The organism is Flavobacterium suzhouense (genome assembly GCF_042684765.1).
In the GTDB taxonomy this organism is placed as follows: Bacteria; Bacteroidota; Bacteroidia; order Flavobacteriales; family Flavobacteriaceae; genus Flavobacterium; species Flavobacterium suzhouense.
The window spans coordinates 110,480-127,187 of sequence record NZ_JBHUMD010000006.1 but is presented as its reverse complement, the minus strand read 5'-3'; the positions used below and the strand labels follow the sequence as shown (position 1 = coordinate 127,187).

12 protein-coding genes are annotated in these 16,708 nt (G+C 37.2%); 1 reads left to right on the top strand and 11 read right to left on the bottom strand.

What is annotated here, in order from left to right:
- From ACFSR3_RS05340 to ACFSR3_RS05290, 11 genes are all read right to left on the bottom strand, one after another.
- A partial coding sequence (locus ACFSR3_RS05340) for a hypothetical protein (RefSeq protein ID WP_379820052.1) occupies nt 1–3,236 on the bottom strand: 3,236 nt, incomplete at its 3' end.
- A 66-nt stretch (nt 3,237–3,302) separates the two neighbouring features.
- On the bottom strand, nt 3,303–4,925 hold the full coding sequence (locus ACFSR3_RS05335) for a T9SS type B sorting domain-containing protein (protein WP_379820051.1): 1,623 nt from the start codon (nt 4,923–4,925) through the stop codon (nt 3,303–3,305).
- Nucleotides 4,926–5,047: 122 nt separating this feature from the next.
- Nucleotides 5,048–5,887: an ABC transporter permease gene (locus ACFSR3_RS05330; RefSeq protein ID WP_379820050.1), complete on the bottom strand. Its 840-nt coding sequence runs from the start codon at nt 5,885–5,887 to the stop codon at nt 5,048–5,050.
- A gap of 5 nt (nt 5,888–5,892) precedes the next feature.
- Nucleotides 5,893–6,798 carry an ABC transporter ATP-binding protein gene (locus tag ACFSR3_RS05325; protein WP_379820049.1) on the bottom strand — a complete coding sequence of 302 codons (906 nt, stop codon included), beginning with the start codon at nt 6,796–6,798 and terminating at the stop codon, nt 5,893–5,895.
- A gap of 78 nt (nt 6,799–6,876) precedes the next feature.
- A complete protein-coding gene (locus ACFSR3_RS05320) occupies nt 6,877–8,742 on the bottom strand; it encodes a hypothetical protein (RefSeq protein WP_379820048.1) in 1,866 nt (621 codons plus the stop codon).
- Nucleotides 8,743–8,885: 143 nt separating this feature from the next.
- Nucleotides 8,886–9,944 carry a nucleoid-associated protein gene (locus ACFSR3_RS05315; RefSeq protein WP_114759075.1) on the bottom strand — a complete coding sequence of 353 codons (1,059 nt, stop codon included), beginning with the start codon at nt 9,942–9,944 and terminating at the stop codon, nt 8,886–8,888.
- Nucleotides 9,945–10,083: 139 nt separating this feature from the next.
- Complete coding sequence (locus ACFSR3_RS05310; protein WP_379820047.1) at nt 10,084–10,623, bottom strand: IS1096 element passenger TnpR family protein; 540 nt, start codon at nt 10,621–10,623, stop codon at nt 10,084–10,086.
- A 170-nt stretch (nt 10,624–10,793) separates the two neighbouring features.
- A complete protein-coding gene (gene gloA2, locus ACFSR3_RS05305) occupies nt 10,794–11,183 on the bottom strand; it encodes an SMU1112c/YaeR family gloxylase I-like metalloprotein (protein WP_379820046.1) in 390 nt (129 codons plus the stop codon).
- A 17-nt stretch (nt 11,184–11,200) separates the two neighbouring features.
- Nucleotides 11,201–11,806 (bottom strand): HPP family protein, encoded by a 606-nt coding sequence (locus ACFSR3_RS05300; protein WP_379820045.1) that lies wholly within the window; start codon nt 11,804–11,806, stop codon nt 11,201–11,203.
- A gap of 4 nt (nt 11,807–11,810) precedes the next feature.
- Nucleotides 11,811–13,115, bottom strand: coding sequence for a chloride channel protein (locus tag ACFSR3_RS05295; RefSeq protein WP_379820044.1), 1,305 nt, complete (start codon nt 13,113–13,115; stop codon nt 11,811–11,813).
- Between the two features lie 37 nt (nt 13,116–13,152).
- Nucleotides 13,153–14,328 carry a tRNA modification GTPase gene (locus ACFSR3_RS05290; protein ID WP_379820043.1) on the bottom strand — a complete coding sequence of 392 codons (1,176 nt, stop codon included), beginning with the start codon at nt 14,326–14,328 and terminating at the stop codon, nt 13,153–13,155.
- A 170-nt stretch (nt 14,329–14,498) separates the two neighbouring features.
- On the opposite strand from ACFSR3_RS05290, the gene ACFSR3_RS05285 reads away from it, so the two are divergent.
- On the top strand, nt 14,499–16,652 hold the full coding sequence (locus ACFSR3_RS05285) for a TonB-dependent receptor (RefSeq protein ID WP_379820042.1): 2,154 nt from the start codon (nt 14,499–14,501) through the stop codon (nt 16,650–16,652).
- Nucleotides 16,653–16,708: the final 56 nt, after the last annotated feature.

Here is a 16,708-nt window from a genome sequence, read left to right as displayed (position 1 = left end):
TGGTCGTTGTTATCCTGATCATCACAGTATACCAAATCCTCTAATGCCGGCGCCTGTGGTGCTGGCTCTACCGTCAGGGTAATCATGTAGGTTTTAAAACATCCAAAAGCAGGTTCGGTAACTCTAACCCATATAAGATGCAGGGTAGGAGTAGCATTGATATAGTTTGTAGTATTGGGAATGGCATTGATACCATTTTTTGCATCTAATTCTGTTTCGTGGAAAGTTATAATAAGCCCCGGTTCACCGTTCTGCATATCTGACACTAATGCTTGAAGATTGAATTCTCCTATACCCGATCCGTTGGTATCGCACACAGTGAGATCTTCCTGAGTTGGTTCAAGAATTATGGGTAAAGGATAGGTTCTTACATCCAGGAAACCAATTCTGTAACATCCTGTAGCTTCAATAGTAAAGCGTATGAATATTGTCTCTACCCCGGGTTCATTATTTTGGTAATTTGTCGGGTTCGCTATAGCGTTTATACCGGTTGTAGCCTCATTAAATGTATGGTAAAAGGTTACAATAATACCATTCTCACTGGTTATATAGTCCGGAATTTTTGATGTAAGATCAAAGGTCTCTACTTCCACAGGTTCTGTACTGTCACAAAGTGTGTAGGTGCTTTGGTTGGTTATCAGAACCGGTAAAGGATTTACGATAAGCTCAAAGCTTACTATGTCAAAACAGCCTGTTACATTGTTGGTTACACGGGCCCAGATAGTTGCATTGCCTGAGCTATAGCTCATCGGGTTAGTGATAGGGTTGGTAGCTGCTATTGCATCCTGCTCACTTATGTAATAATTAACTGAATATTGAGCAGGATCAAGCCCGTTAAGTATCTGTGTATTTTTACTGGTAAGGTTAAAAATTGATTCTCCGTCTGTATCATTAGCTCCGTCATCACAAAGAGGGTAGGCGTCAGGTGTTGCTGCTACAGGCACAGGGCTGGCAATGAGTTGCAGTGTTTGAATGTCAACACAACCGGGAGCTGATTCTGCACGAATATAAATCGTTTGGGTATTTGCATTTATGTTAGGGTAAGCATCGGTATTATTTATATTATTAACACCAAAAAAAGCATCGTCAAACGTAGTATGCATTGTAACGACTACATTTCCTAAATCAGTAGTGATTTGCTGAATTACCGGATCAAGGTTAAATAAGGCATGACCATCATTGTTTACATCACAAACCAGTAATGGCGGTTGCGGGGCAATGTGAGGAATTGACAAAGTATTTATCTGAAAACTTCCGGTTTGATGGCACTGCGTAGCATAATCGTAAAGTCTTATGTAAATAGTTTGCGGATTAACAGTATTTGCAAAGGCAGTAGGAGTACTAATAGGGTTTGTAGCATCTTCAGCATCCTGTTGTGTTAAATAGTAGCTAAACACAACGTTGTTTTGTGTTCCTATCATTGTATCCTCATGGATAGTGAGGTCATATTCTGTCGAACCATCGTCTATACCGTCAAGGTCACATTTTGTCTGATCAAAGGAGATATTGTCAGGATTGGTAATTTCAGGGAGTGGAATTACCGAAATAGTAAACGAAGTTATATCATATCCGATACACGTCCCAAAGTCTTTTTCAAGTCTTGCCCAAATGGTTTGCGTTTCATAAGCTACTAAATTGGTATAGTTAGAGCTAATTGGGTTAGTGCCACTTGTAGCGTCAGCTTGTGATGTGTGAAAAGTTACCGTAGCATCGGTGTAAACATCTTGTATAAGCGGAATATTTTCAGATAAATCGAATTCCCTGAATCCATTCTGGTCAATATCACAAAGCGCAAGATTGTTTGGTGTTCCGGTTAAAACACGATTGGTAATAATTTCAAAAGACAGCGTATCATAACATAATGTGAGTATGTTTGTTATACGCATGTAAATGGTTTGCGAATCAACATTGTTATTGTATACCTGCGGGCCTGCTATTGCATTAATATCTTCTTCAGCATCATTAGCATTGAGATAGTAGGTAATCACTAACTCACTCTGCGAATTGGTTAGCATATCTTTGTGAATAGTCAGGTCAAAAACATTTGGATTGTCACTTATGCCATCGTTATCACATTGTATAATATCCAGTGGAATATTACCGGGATTGTTAAAAACAGGTATTGGATTTACAATAAGATCGAACGGATAAAAATTATAACTAAAACATCCATCAACATCTTCCAAACGGGTCCAAAGTGTTTGCTGGTCAGGGATTGTATTGGTGAATAAAGGACCAACAGGATTAACTCCGGCTTGTGCATTAGCTTGTGAAGTATAGTAAGTGACTATTGTAGAGGGCGGATTGTTACCCCTAACATTGTCATCATTTAGGGTCAGGTCAAATTCTCCAATTCCATTATTGCTGTAGGGGACACAGATTGTGAGATCAGATGGCATACCTGAAATCATCGGAGGATCGAGAATTATATTAAGTGTTTCGGTTGTAAAACAGCCTGTTATAACATTCGTCATCCTCATGTATATTATTTGAGGAACCGAAAGATTTACATACGTTTGAGGATTAGCTATAGGGTTTACACCATTGGTCGAATCGTTAAGGGATTGATGGTAAGTCACAACCATCGGGCTTTGAGCACCTAAAAACATAGCCTCATGTACTGTAAGGTCAAATACTGTTTTTTGGTCGTTTATACCATCTTTATCACATAAATGTATGTCTGTATTGATATTGTTCGGATTAAGAAAAACAGGAACTGTATGGAATGTAGCTGTTCCGGTCCATTCCATTGAAAAATTTCCTGAACCATGTGGTCTGTCTACAACCAGATAATAGGTTTCGTTATCCTGAACAGTAATCCATTGTACAAAGGCATTACCATCTGGACCCGGACCTTCTGAGATGTCTGTTTCAGTGCCGTTCATACCGGTTGTAACATAATCAAGGCCTGCCGCACCGGGGTTTGTAGTAGAGCATCGAATGGCGGTACCTAAAGCGTTACATTCCACGTCGGGGCCAAACATCCAGAAATCAAAATCGGTTACTATATCACTATTTTCAGGAGTTAGTAAAAAGCCAAGGGTACCACCCTGATTGATAAGTATCTTAAGCCATACGGTATTGTTTTCCTGACTCCAGCATGCATTGCTTAGGCTTATTTCCTGAATATCACCCCAACCTGTTGCGTCAAGGTCATAATAGTTCGCATCCCCGCATACTATAATAGCTTCAGGACAGTCGTTCTGAGCTTTTACAGCAAGGGAAAATAAAAGCAACAATATAAGTGTGCAGGTAATCCTCACAGCATAGCAATGTTAATTTTTCAATAAAAATATGAAAAATTATCTGATCATTGAAAAATGCCCTCTTATTATTCGTCCCGTAGTAAGCTGTAATACAAACCAATAATCTGTTGATGGGAGTTTAGAGTCGTTAAAAGTGCCATCCCAGCTGCCGCTTCCTGTAAATCCGGTAATAATCTTTCCGTAACGGTCAAAAATGGTCACCTGTGCATTAGGATGAAGGTTAAGGTAAGGAATTCTCCATACTTCATTTTCATTATCCCCGTTAGGCGTAAAGAATTTAGGGTAATTTAATATTATTACTTCTTCACTAACGGTTTTACAGCCACTTTTTGCTTTTATGTAAACCGTATGCGGTCCAGTTTCAAGTCTTGTAAATAAAGGGTTGTCACTAAAGGAACTGTTATCAATTGCAAATTCATAATCCTGTTCGTTATCCATAACAACAGCAATAGAGTTGTCGTCTTCGGTTAAATCTTTAACATCAAGTGTATAGATGATATCCGGTAACGGAGTCACAGTCACTGTAAATGATACTATGTCGTGTCCCTGGCAAGTAGCTGTACTTTCAAGCCTTGCCCAAATTGTAGTGGTGCCGGTTTCGTACAGGCCCGGCAGTGGATTTACTTTTTGCTGCGCATTGCTTTGAGAAGCGTAATAGGTTACTGAAGTTGATGAATTTCCATTTCGTATCAACGCATCATTTGTTGTAAGGTTGAATTTTTGTTTACCGGTTTCGTTAAAGTCACATAATTCGAGGTTGTCAGGTTCGCCGGCTGTCACAGGATTTGTTACCTCAATTTCAAATTGATCGGTCACAAAGCATTCGGTAGTAGTCCTGCTCATTCTCATGTAGATGGTTTCAGGATTACTGGTGTTAGTATAAGCTGAAGGATTTGCTATAGGATTTTCACCTGTAATAACATCGTTTATATTGTGGTGATATGTAAGTACTACATCTGGCTGACCAGCAAGAAACATCGTTTCGTTAGTAGTCAGATCAAAAAGGGTCATCTGATCATCTATAGCATCATCGTCACACTTTACAATGTCAGTAGACTGTAGCTGAGGATTAACAAATTCGGGAGAAGCATAAAAAGTTGCAGTACCCGTCCATTCAATCGAGAAATCACTATCTAAGGTAACACCACTAGGGTTTATAGGGCGGTCTATTACAAGGTAATATACTTCACCTGCCTGAACTGTAAGCCATTGTAAAAAATTGTTTCCAAACTCACCAGGTCCTTCAGAGGTATCTGTTTCAACATCATTCATTCCGGTTTGATTGGAGGAAGAACCGGCTGCTGCCGGATTTGTGGTAGAACAGCGAATAGTATGGCCAAGATTTCCGCAGGTTGCATTAGGTCCAAAAATATAAAAGTCGAAATCTATATCAATATCAGGGTTAAGAGGTGTTAAGGTAAAGCCTAAAGTTCCACTGGTGTTTATTGGGAGTCTTAACCACAGGCTGTTAGCTTCAGAAGTTACACTACAGTCATTATTACCGTTAAATATTTCATCTATATTTCCTCCTCCGGTAGCATTAAGTCCGGTAAAACCGGTATTTCCGCATACAGTAATGGCATCGGAGCAGTCATTTTGGGCAAGCAGGGGGCTTATGCCAAATAAAATCAGCATAATAAGTGTAAATTGAGTTTTCATAGCAAGGGCAATAATTTTTCTTGCTGTAAATATATAAATTTACATTAAGCTGATTTTAAGTTAAATAATAAATAAAGGGGATTTTATATAAAATCCCCTTCACAATCATTATATTTTGAAACTTACAGGTCTCTTTTCTTTAATATTTTGTATGACATGTAGATAAAGAAAGCTGTCCAGAAAATCACGATTGCGATTTGATACCAATGTACATCATAATCTTTTATGCTAGCCTGACCACCTATTTGGTTTTCTATTGTTTTATAAAGCTGGAATCGTGATATGGGTTCTTTTATTAGATTGCTCATAGATTCCATTGGAAAGAATTGAGCAACCTGATTCAGAGCTTGCCTTGTTTCAAATACAAATTTATACAGTAGTCCCTGAATAACCTGTTCGCCGATAAACCACAACAGTATAAACCCAATTGCAAAAGCAGAACGTTTAACCCAAACCCCTAAGAAGAGACAGAAAGAAAAGAATGCAATGAGTTTGATAAAATATGCAACAATGTACTGAAGGTCAGTAAACACAATTGAAGTTTCTGTGTAAGATGAAAAAGAATAACCGAGTATCAGTGTCATTATAAAAATAAATAATGTTGACACAAGAGCAAAAAGACTCACGGTTAGCACCTTTGATAAAACAAATTCTTTTTTGCTCAGACCATCAATAAGATTTTGTTTTAGTGTTCCGTATGTATATTCGTTAGCCATCATTGAAACGATAACAATGGCAAGAAATATTTTCAATATAGATGCCAGCCATGTATTGGCATGCCAAATAAAAGGAAAGTTAAATATTCCTAAATCTGCTAAACGGAAATCTATTCCGATGATGCTGAAATTAACTGAAGCTAAAAGAGCTATTAAGGTAAGTAATACGAAATAGGTAATTACAAGTACTTTGCTGGCCCTGTTTTTCCACAATTTTTCCAGTTCTATTGATAAGAGACGTTTCATGGCTGTTAGTTTGAAGGTTTGTTAGAAGTTAATTGAAGGAATTGCTCTTCAAGACTATGTTTTCGGTGTGACAGGTGACTCAGACTTATGCCTTTATCAAATAAGTAGCGATTCAGTTCTGAAGGATCCAATGGTGCTTTAGGATAGGCCAGGAGCCTGCCTTCAATTTCTTCAATCTTATCGATAGCTTCATGTTGCGAAAGCATTCCGGCTAAAACAGTATTATCATTAGCCTGAAGCTCAAAAAAGCCTTCATTGGCAATCATTCCGTTTACCGTCCCACTATACAGCATTTCTCCTTTTCGCAATACAACCACGTGGCTGCATACTTTTTCCACTTCATCCAGCAGGTGAGAAGCAAGTAATATGGTAGTGCCTAACGCGGCAATTTGTCTGATAATTTCCCTAATCTGCCTGATTCCCTGAGGGTCGAGACCGTTTGTAGGTTCATCAAGAATAAGTATCTCGGGATCATTAAGCAGGGCAGAAGCAATGGCAAGACGTTGTTTCATTCCCAGGGAGAAAGTTCTGAATTTGCTATCTTTTCGTTCTAAAAGTCCAACTAATTCAAGCTTTTCATATATTTTATGCTCGGGCGCTCCTTTAATTTTGCAAACCAGTTTCAGATTGTCGTAGGCCGACATATATGGGTAAAAATTGGGACGTTCTATGATTGCTCCTACTTTTTTAAGCGCTTCATGGGTTTCTAAGGTACCGCCAAACCAGTTGTAGTTACCCGATGTTTTATTTACTACATTTAGTACTATTCCAAGTGTGGTTGATTTTCCGCTTCCGTTAGGTCCCAAAATTCCGTATACATTTCCTTTTTTTATCTCAAAAGAAACATTTTTTACGGCATGCACCTTGCCAAATTTTTTGTCAAGGTTGCTTATGGTTAATATCGTTTCCAAAATAATTGTTTTATGGTTCTTTAAGTAAGACGACCAGTGTAATGTTTTGTTACCGATATTTTAAAAGAAATAGAATTATTATTGATAAGGGACCACTGTTGGTTTACCAACCTGGAAGTCAGGAAGCAATATGTCGTTATTCTTAAAGGAATTGGTTTTGAAGATATTCTCTCCCTGACCCGGTATACTTGGGTAATAAGCAAAAGAAAGCTGAAAACTGTTAAATACCAGGTAGTCATTGTACAGTAGTACACCAAATCCCAGCTTACTGTATACTTTACTTTCATAAAGTTTATTTTGCTCATCGCCTACAATTGCCATACTGAAATTTGTAAAAGGATTAAGCCTGAATCCGAATATGTTCCATGGAGAATAGGACTGTGTTTGTAAGGTAAGCACGAGTTTTTTGGTTCCTAATACCGATTGTGTATTAAAGCCCTGTAAACCATTGGCTTCATTTATGTTTAGCTGATCTTTTATAATAGCCATCCTGTTGTCACCAAAAACAAGTTCCGGTTTTATAAAATGCCTGAAACGCCATTGCCCCCAGTCTTTGATATTACTAAAGTAAAGCATATCTATTGCCAGAGTTGTCTGGTCGGTTCTGTTTTTATAGTAAAAAGTACCCGCTTCGGCATTTATGGAAAAGTATCCCCAGTTATAATAGTTACCAAAAGCATAACGCCCACCCAAATACATCCGGTGTTCATTGTTTTTATATTGCATGCCTGAAGTAAGCGAATATACTTTCCCTATGGGGATATCCTCTACGATGTCGTAATTGAAAAGGAACTTATCCTGCACGAATTTACGTGAGGTTAAACCGATACTGGCAAGATATAATTTCTCATTTCCGTAATAACCTACAGAGTCATAAGCTACAGAGGGCTTTTCTTTATAATGCTGCGAAAAGTATCTTCCGGTGGTTACCAGTCTTGTTGTTCTCTCTGCTTCTGAATCACCTTCATAAATTTTAAATGCGTAACCAGCCCAAAAATCCTGAGCATCCGATTTGAAATTTAAAAGCTTCCAGTCATTATTAACATCAGGAAGCGAATCTTTCATTACTCGTGATTCGGCATAAGCCCCTCCTGCCCATTTAGTATAGGCAGAGAAGAATTGTCTTTCCAGTCCAAAGCTTTTAAGGTAGCTGTCATTTTTCCATATCTCATAGTTTATGGATGCGTTGATATAGGTATTCATAATGTTTGGTACCGTATATCGGGTATAATATTCCGTTTCTCCCGTCTTGAATTCTTTTTTAAAATCATTACGGAATTCATGGCCAAGTCCTAAAAAATTCCTTTCAGTAATTTCCATAGATGTACTTGAGCTTGAGAAAGAACCATTAGGTATAAGACTCCAGGAATCCAATACCCTGACATATACATCTACCGAATCGGGATTATTAGCAATAGCTACAGGCTTAATTACAACCCTCCTGACGTAACGCTGGCTTCTTATCAAACGTTCAGATTCTTTAACCAACAGGGTATCGAGCGGCCTGTTTTTTTTGATTAATAACAGATTTCTGATCGTGAATTGTTTCGTTTTAAGATGAACGCTGTTACCTGCCCGCTGAATCCAGTCTTTGGCTTTTTTAGTGGTATCGTTAATTGAGTAACCAAAAGGGTCAAGCGTTTCAATATTAATCTTTCTAACGATTTTACCTTCAGCACTGCTAAGGCTGGTTGTCATCTCCGGGCTTCGCTCTTTTTCTTTCCTTCTTGAAAGCGCCGGTTTTTGTTTTTCTACCGGTTTAAAGATGAGCTTATGGATGAATTTTGTGAATTTCTTTCTTTTAGAATAGTCTTCCAGATTTTTATACATCTGGTCTTTAGGTGGTTTTATGGTATCTTTTTTTACCGGAGGGGTTACCTGAGACCATAACGAAGCACTGGCAAAAAATGCCATAAATACAAGCAGTCTGAGCTTTGTTATCATAGTGTTCCTCCTGAAATTATTAAGGAAAATTAGGAAATAATACAGTAACAAAAAGATAAAAGTATGTTAGCATATCATTTTTACGAATGTTTTAACAACAAAAAAGAGGCCAAAGGCCTCTTTAGATATTGTAATTTAAATAATTACGATTTTTGTTCTTTGTTGAAATAAACAAGGTAATAGTACATTTGTTTTTCCTCATCCCAACCTTTTTCTACGAATTTCTCAGCACTTTCAGGGTTAATGAAGTCCATTTTAATCTGGATGTTGGTATCAAGATTGATAACATTTTTAATGGTTTTCCTAACATCACTAACGGCAGCGTTAGCAATAGGGAAAGAAGTTACATCTTCAATGCTGTACTTTGGTGCTTTTTCTACTTTGTAGTTTTTAAATTCAGGAATCAGATCCGGATTGTCCATTACTTCATTCAAAAATTTGGTTTCTTCAAACTCGTCATTTTTAGCGAAGTGGTTTACAGCCCTGTTCATAAACATAACTTCCTGTTTTTTATCTTCAGCCGGCAGGATAACGTCTTTAGCAAATTCCTGAACAAATTTCATGTACTTTTTCGTCATGAAGTTCTCATCCTGGAAAGCATCAACCGACAGGAAGTGCTCCAGCCAGTAACGCGCATCATAACGGTTGCTGTCTACAGTAAGTATTTTATACCCCTCTTCTTTTTTGTAGTTAAAAATGATACAGCCTTTGTCAAGCTTGTTTAGGTTGATTCCCTGTTGTAACAATAGCTCAAGATTGGTTCCTTTTTCTTCAAGCTGAAGGAAATCGGTTTTAATCTCACTTTTAAAGATACCAATGGCATCAACCGGATTGTTGTCTATAGTAAGGTGGGTAAGATAAGTAACATATACCTCACCATTTTTAATATGCGGATGGTTTGATTGCTCAAAAAGGTGTTTTGTTATCTTTTTAGATACTTCATGTACGCTGTCAGGATTTGTAAAAATCTCTGTAGCATAGTTGTACATATCGTGGTAATCCAAATGCACATCGTGAGCAAACTGAAAATAGTTTTCTTCTTTGTCTCTGAATGGCTTAAAGAAATATTCCTTTAGTAAAGGGACAATTTCATCAGTAAGGCTATAGGGCTGTTCAGACAAAAAGTAAGCCTCATTTCGGCTTTTATTGCCTACTCTGTGAAGAGAAAGGCTTTCTATGTGTGTGTTGAATAAGTTGATCATCTATTTTGAGTTGCATAGTCACAAAGTTGCATAGTAGCAAAGTTTTAGACTATGAATATAAGTTATTACTTTTTAATCAGAATCGGATGTGGCTTTAAAACTTTGCCACTTTGAAGCTCAGTTACTTTGTAACTTCGTTTTAATTCCAGTTATGGTCATCCATTTCGCCAAAGCTCTGGTCGTCATCAAACATGTCAAAGTCTTCCTCATCATAATCATCGTCAAATTCACCATACAGGTCATCATCAAGATCATCGGCACCAAAAGCCTGATCAGGTGCTGTGGCAGGCATTTCTCCGTGAGCAAAAAGAAGCTCAGGATAAGCCACTCCGCTTTCAGGCTCTTCAATAGCAGCCAACTCAACAAAGAATGTCCACATATTCAGGAAATCATAAACGTAGATGATTTTATTCTCGCTTTGATCAAGGTTGTCGGCAAGTACAAATTCAGCCATTGTTCTTTGTTCTCCGGGTACATCCCCCGTGTCAAACAATGGTATCTCTTCTCCCTGCGACCACTCGTCATCACTTCTGTAAAAAGAAGCAGCTTCCATGCCGTCAAAGCCAAAGGCATTTACTATGGCATTGTGCAGATCTTCCAGTGTGTCAGTATCTTCTATCGCGATATCCCTAAAGATATCTTCTTCTGCATCAAGTATAACTCTGAATTTGTAAACCATGATTCTAAATATTTTGTAAACCCCAAAGGTAATCTATTTTTACGTTTTGAAATTGTTGGATTTTTAGATTTTTCAACAGTTGGACTAATCGATAATTCGATACTTTGATTTTTCGATAGTTAGAATATCTAAACAAACAGTACTTTTTAAAAAGCTATAAATACATCAATCTACTTTTCATAAACTTCTAAAGGAAGCCCATCGGGGTCTGAAAAGAAAGTGAACTTTTTACCGGTAAATTCATCAACACGAATAGGTTCACATACAATATTGTTATCATTCAGCCATGCAACAGCTTGCTCAATATTATCAATTTCAAATGCTAAATGGCGTAATCCGGCCGCTTCAGGGCGGGAAACCCTTTGTGGTGGGTTAGGGAACGAGAACAGTTCTATTGCATAACTATCATTAACCGCGAGATCAAGTTTATAGGATTGTCGCTCTTTCCGGTAATTTTCGGCAACCACGGTGAATCCCATAACATGAGCGTAAAAATGTTTTGATTTCTCGTAGTTCGAACAGATTATCGCTACATGGTGTATCTTGTTTATTTTGAGCATTTGATATATAATATGTTTTATACTTTGACTGATTTTTTCAGTGTTTTTCTGAACTTTTTGAATTTTATTACGGCAGGAGCCGAAGGATACTGGCGGTTATGAGGAATGTTATTAAAAATAAGCGCTATGATAAGCAATATCATCGCACCGCTCAATACCGGATTTAGTACGTATTCGTAACCAAGGGCCTTTATTTGCGGACTTCCGGTAACAGCAATAAGAGCCGTTGCACCTCCGGGAGGATGCAGGGTTTTGGTCATCTGCATCGCAACAATTGATAAGGCTACTGCAAGTGGAGCCGAAAGCCATACCATCTCGGGCATGAGTTTCTGTAAGCTCACCCCAATAACAGCCGATAGTAAATGTCCCCCAATAAGATTGCGGGGCTGTGCCAGCGGACTTTGTATTACACCATATATCAGTACACATGAGGCTCCGAAAGAACCGATAAGAAACACATAATCCTGTTGTGGGAATGCTTCATATTGCAACCATGATATAATGCCCATGCCTACAAAAGCGCCCATAAATGCCCATAGATGTTCTTTAAAGTTTACAAGGGTTTCTTTGTAAACTACATACCGGGTTTTACGGTAGCTTCGTTTTATTTTTTGTAGTGGCATACTATTATTTTGCAGGTGCTAATGAATAAACAGTATAAGGATAAATAGCTTTGGCAGAATATTTTGCTACCAATGTTCCTGTCAGGATTGGTAAAAATAAAGTATAATCGTTTATTAATGCACAAACAAGGAACAACGCTGTAAAAGGCGCATGAATGCTTGCGCTAAGCATGGCAGCCATACCTATAACCATAAAATTAAGAGGAATAACACCTGCGTTAAAGTAAGTGTTAAGTATCGTTGCAAAAAGTAATCCTAAAAATGCACCTATGAACAAACTGGGAGCAAAAACACCTCCATCACCTCCTGCCGAAAGTGTTATTGATGTTATTACAGGCTTAAACAATAGTAAGGCTATAAATAACATAATATGAGGAAGGGTTAATGTAAAAGTGTTTGCTGTTACAAGGCTTTCTTTCATTGCATGGTAACCATCACCGTAAAGTTGAGGGAAAAGCAACAACAAACTGCTTAAAACTGCCGCTGCAATAACTATCTTATAGTAGTGACCTGATATTTTTGCAAATTGTTTTTTAAAGAACATTACACATTTTGTCAGGTAAATAGAATTAAGTCCGCAAATAATTCCCAGCAAAATAAAGTAAGGTAGTGCATATAAATTCCATTGCGTTATATTTAGCGGGAAAAGAGGCTTTTCATCGATTAGCATTATAAAAGCAAACGCAATGGCTGCGGCCAATATATTGGTTACTAAAAAGACTCTGCTCGCTTTTTTAGCTATAACCTCATAAGCAAACAGGAGTCCTGCCAGTGGACTGCAAAATAATGCGGTAAGCCCCGCTGTAATACCTGCGCAAATAAGTTCAGTCTTATATTTTCTGAATATTTTTTCTTTTTCCTGGGCTAACGAACCTATCGCAGCAGTAGAAACTACTGTAGATACTTCTATGCCAGTACTACCGCCAAAACTAACCGTTAGCAATCCATTTATAAAATGCGAAGGAATTTTGTATGAAGGCAGATTTTTTCCTGTTGCCGAGCTTTCAAAAACTTCTTTAATACCTTTATTTTCTTTTTTCTTAAATAAATATTGTCTTAGAATATAGATAAGGGAAAGACCAATAAAAGGGAAAATTAAAAGATATAATGTTTGATGTTTAGACCTATGAAAAAGAATTTCTTCATAATGCTCAGTCATATGTTTTAATGTTACAGCCAGTAATGCAGCAAGAAAACCAATAACTAATGAAACAATTATGAGTTTGAAATACTTGGTATAGGTGTATTTTTTCTTTAAAGCAGGGTTAAACATTGAAGTAAATATATTATTCACTGCAAAAGTACGCATCACATTGCGAAAACCTTAATTGTTTACTATAAAATTACTATAAAAAATTATATCCTAATATAACGCTAAACGTGTCTAAATTGCTTCCCCAGCTTTCATAATTGTCTAAAATACCATGACTAAAGTTATAGCGTGCCTCAAGACTGTATCGTTCATAACTATAACCCAATCCTAATGCTAAAGCAGAGGTATTTGAAACTTCAAGTTCAGAATAAGCAAATTTTAAGTTATTATCGCCCATGCTCAGGGAAGCAATGTAAGCAGCATCAACAAATATTTTTGATTTGTCTGACAGATATATATAATGCCTCACTCCCAAAGGGATTTCGATTACTTTATAACTTACCGAAAGACTTTGGTTTCCTCTATTACCATCTTTTTCATAAGATTGGTAATTGGGATCGGCAAACAATGACCATTTGTTGTTGTTAAAAGGTAGTATGTATTCAATTTCAGCACCTATCCTGTATGAAACGTTGCTACCAAAATCAAAATAAAAACCGGAAGTACTGTTTTCAATGTCAAGGGAAGTAAATGTTATCCCCGGTGTAAAACGCAGATTCAGTTTTCCATTATTCTGTTTTTCGGAAAGGTTTTTCATTTTTGTTCCTGAATTCCCATTATATTCAGCAAAAAGTTTTACCATATCGCTCTTTTTGTACTTGAGGTTTTCAAAACGTGATATAGTAAACTTGTCATCTTTCATAAGGTTGTACAGCTGTTGCCTGAAAAAGTTGTTTTCGGCAACCCCTCCATCAACTAAATACTCTTTATAAACCAGTTGTTCTGTTTTTGCATCATTTTCTGTACTAAAAAAATATTTTATAAAGTTACTGTCCTCATACTGGTAAAGCGTAATTTTTCCCTCTACCAAAACTTTTAGAAAAATAGTTTCAGTATTCCATTTAGGCTGTTTAGAATTATCTAAACGATCCAGAGCTGTTTCTGACCGATCTACATTAGTGGTTGTCCTTATAAACTTATAGCTCTCATTAATGTTGAATTCGCTGACAGTGCTTATGTTTTTTGTTTTTATATCATCAGCTTCATTTAGCTTGTACTCAAAAGACGTTGGGTTATTTTTCCATGCAATGTTTTTAATCAGGCATTCAGTTTTTGATTCATTTTCAATAAAATAGCCGGGTTCAAATTTTATTTGAGCAATAGAAAGCAATGGAAATGCTATAAGAAGCATTAAAAATAATTTTTTCATTGGGTGGTTTAGTTTGATGCGGCAAAAGTAGTCGGTTTTTTCTTAATGTAAATTGATTCACTATTTTTTATACAGTTCATCCTTTAAATTCTACAGTTCGGGATACTTTATTATTATATCTGAAATTGTAGCTGCAATTTTGACCCATCAAATCAATACAACCACCAATCATGAAATCAATTATTACACTTTTATTTATTCTTGTATCCAGCTTTTCTGTCGGGCAAACAATTATTGAAGGAACGGTTACCGACAAAAAAGGAAAGCCTGTAACAGGTGCTAATATTTATATAGATGGTACTTATGACGGTGCTACATCTGATGAAACCGGTCATTTTTCTTTTCAAACCCCAGAGAAGGGAAATCAGGTGTTAGTAATTACAGGAATGTTTTTTGAAGATTTCAGACAGGATATTGTTGTAGAGGGATATAAAGTGCAGACGTTTGTGATGAAAGCTAGTGTGAACACGCTCGATGCCGTTGTTATTTCAGCAGGTTCTTTTCAGGCAGGGGATAACAGTAAAGTAACTGCGCTAAAACCACTTGATATTGTTACTACAGCCGGAGCAGCCGGAGATATTATTGGAGCATTACAAACGCTTCCGGGTACACAGACCGTAGGCGAGAGCGGAAGGTTGTTTGTCAGAGGTGGAGAATCTGATGAGACACAAACTTTTGTAGATGGTCTCCGTGTAGCACAGCCTTATAATGCGACAGCTAATAATGTACCGGCTCGTGGACGCTTTTCTCCATTTCTGTTTAGTGGGATGACATTTTCTACAGGAGGATATTCAGCAGAGTATGGTGAAGCATTATCGAGTGTACTGCTACTTAATACTATTGAAGAACCGGAGCAAAAACAAAGCGATATTGCAATTATGACTGTTGGTTTAGGTTTGGGGCATACCCAAAAATGGGAAAAGAGTTCGCTAAGCGTTAACCTTTCCTACCTTAACTTAAAACCTTACCAATGGATAGTACCACAAAATGTAGACTGGAATAAACCTTATCAGTCAATGTCGGGCGAAGCAGTGTACAGGTATAAGTTCAATAGTGGTATGCTTAAGGTATATGCTGCTTTTGACCACGCTACCTTCGACCTGAACCAGGACGATATTAACCTGCCTGAACCAATAAGGGTAGATACCAAAAATGACAATCTTTATTTTAATACTTCTTATAAAGGAATGTTTGGAACCCAATGGACGATTCAGACCGGTATTTCATATGGGTACAGCCACAATAAAACGGCTTTTGATGTAAATGGGCTTAAGAATGCCGAGAACTCCTCACATATGAAACTAAAACTGCGTAAAGGTTTTAGCGACAGGTTTAAACTTACATTTGGGGGTGATTATTTTATAACTGATTTTAATGAAAACTATACTGAACCTACAGGTTTTAATTTTAATAGCGGTTATAATAATTCGATAGCAGCGGCCTATGCCGAAGCGGATGTTTTTATCTCTAAAAACCTCGCTTTTAAAGCAGGATTACGTTCTTCATACGCCAGCGTACTGGAGGAGGGGACAGTTGAACCTCGTGCTGCACTTGCTTATAAAGTGAGTCCTAAAAGTCAGTTTTCATTAGCTTATGGCGATTTTTACCAGACACCGGGACAGGATTACCTGAAATATTACAAGAATTTTGAACACCAAAAAACAGCTCATTATATTTTTAATTATCTGTACAATACAGATGGAAGAATGTTTAGGGGTGAGGCTTATTATAAAAAGTATGATAATTTAGTGAAATATGATGGCATAACCGCAGCCTTCGATTCAAACTACAGCAATGCAGGTTATGGTTATGCTCAGGGTATTGACCTTTTCTGGAGGGACAGTAAACTGATAAAAAATCTTGAATACTGGGTTTCGTATTCATATATAGATAGTAAAAGAGACTATAAGAATTACGAATATGAAGTAACACCGAGTTACATAGCTACACATAATGCATCGATAGTTACTAAATACTGGATTGAGGACCTAAGATCGCAACTTGGTGTAACTTATAGCTTTAATATTGGAAGGCCTTATGATAATCCAAATGAAAATGCTTTTATGAACGGCAAAACAAAAGCATATAATAATCTTAGCCTTAGTTGGGCATATCTCGTAAGCCAACAAAAAATATTATATTTTTCGGTTTCAAATGTTATGGGAGCTGACAATGTGTTTGGGTATACTTATGCTAATAATCCTGGAACTAATGGCATATATGCAAGACAGGCTATTACCCAGCCGGCTGACAGATTCTTTTTTGTAGGCTTCTTCTGGACCATCAGTGATGATAAGACTAAGAACCAGTTGGATAATTTGTAAAAACAAAAACAGGGTCATAAGCCCTGTTTTTTCTTTACCTAAACCTAAATTAAAAA

Excerpts from the sequence above, each read along its gene's own strand:
- ACFSR3_RS05335 (WP_379820051.1), bottom strand. The coding sequence starts at position 4,925 with ATGAAAACTCAATTTACACTTATTATGCTGATTTTATTTGGCATAAGC.
- ACFSR3_RS05330 (WP_379820050.1), bottom strand. The coding sequence starts at position 5,887 with ATGAAACGTCTCTTATCAATAGAACTGGAAAAATTGTGGAAAAACAGG.
- ACFSR3_RS05320 (WP_379820048.1), bottom strand. The coding sequence starts at position 8,742 with ATGATAACAAAGCTCAGACTGCTTGTATTTATGGCATTTTTTGCCAGT.
- ACFSR3_RS05315 (WP_114759075.1), bottom strand. The coding sequence starts at position 9,944 with ATGATCAACTTATTCAACACACACATAGAAAGCCTTTCTCTTCACAGA.
- ACFSR3_RS05310 (WP_379820047.1), bottom strand. The coding sequence starts at position 10,623 with ATGGTTTACAAATTCAGAGTTATACTTGATGCAGAAGAAGATATCTTT.
- gloA2 (WP_379820046.1), bottom strand. The coding sequence starts at position 11,183 with ATGCTCAAAATAAACAAGATACACCATGTAGCGATAATCTGTTCGAAC.
- ACFSR3_RS05300 (WP_379820045.1), bottom strand. The coding sequence starts at position 11,806 with ATGCCACTACAAAAAATAAAACGAAGCTACCGTAAAACCCGGTATGTA.
- ACFSR3_RS05295 (WP_379820044.1), bottom strand. The coding sequence starts at position 13,115 with ATGCGTACTTTTGCAGTGAATAATATATTTACTTCAATGTTTAACCCT.
- ACFSR3_RS05290 (WP_379820043.1), bottom strand. The coding sequence starts at position 14,328 with ATGAAAAAATTATTTTTAATGCTTCTTATAGCATTTCCATTGCTTTCT.
- ACFSR3_RS05285 (WP_379820042.1), top strand. The coding sequence starts at position 14,499 with ATGAAATCAATTATTACACTTTTATTTATTCTTGTATCCAGCTTTTCT.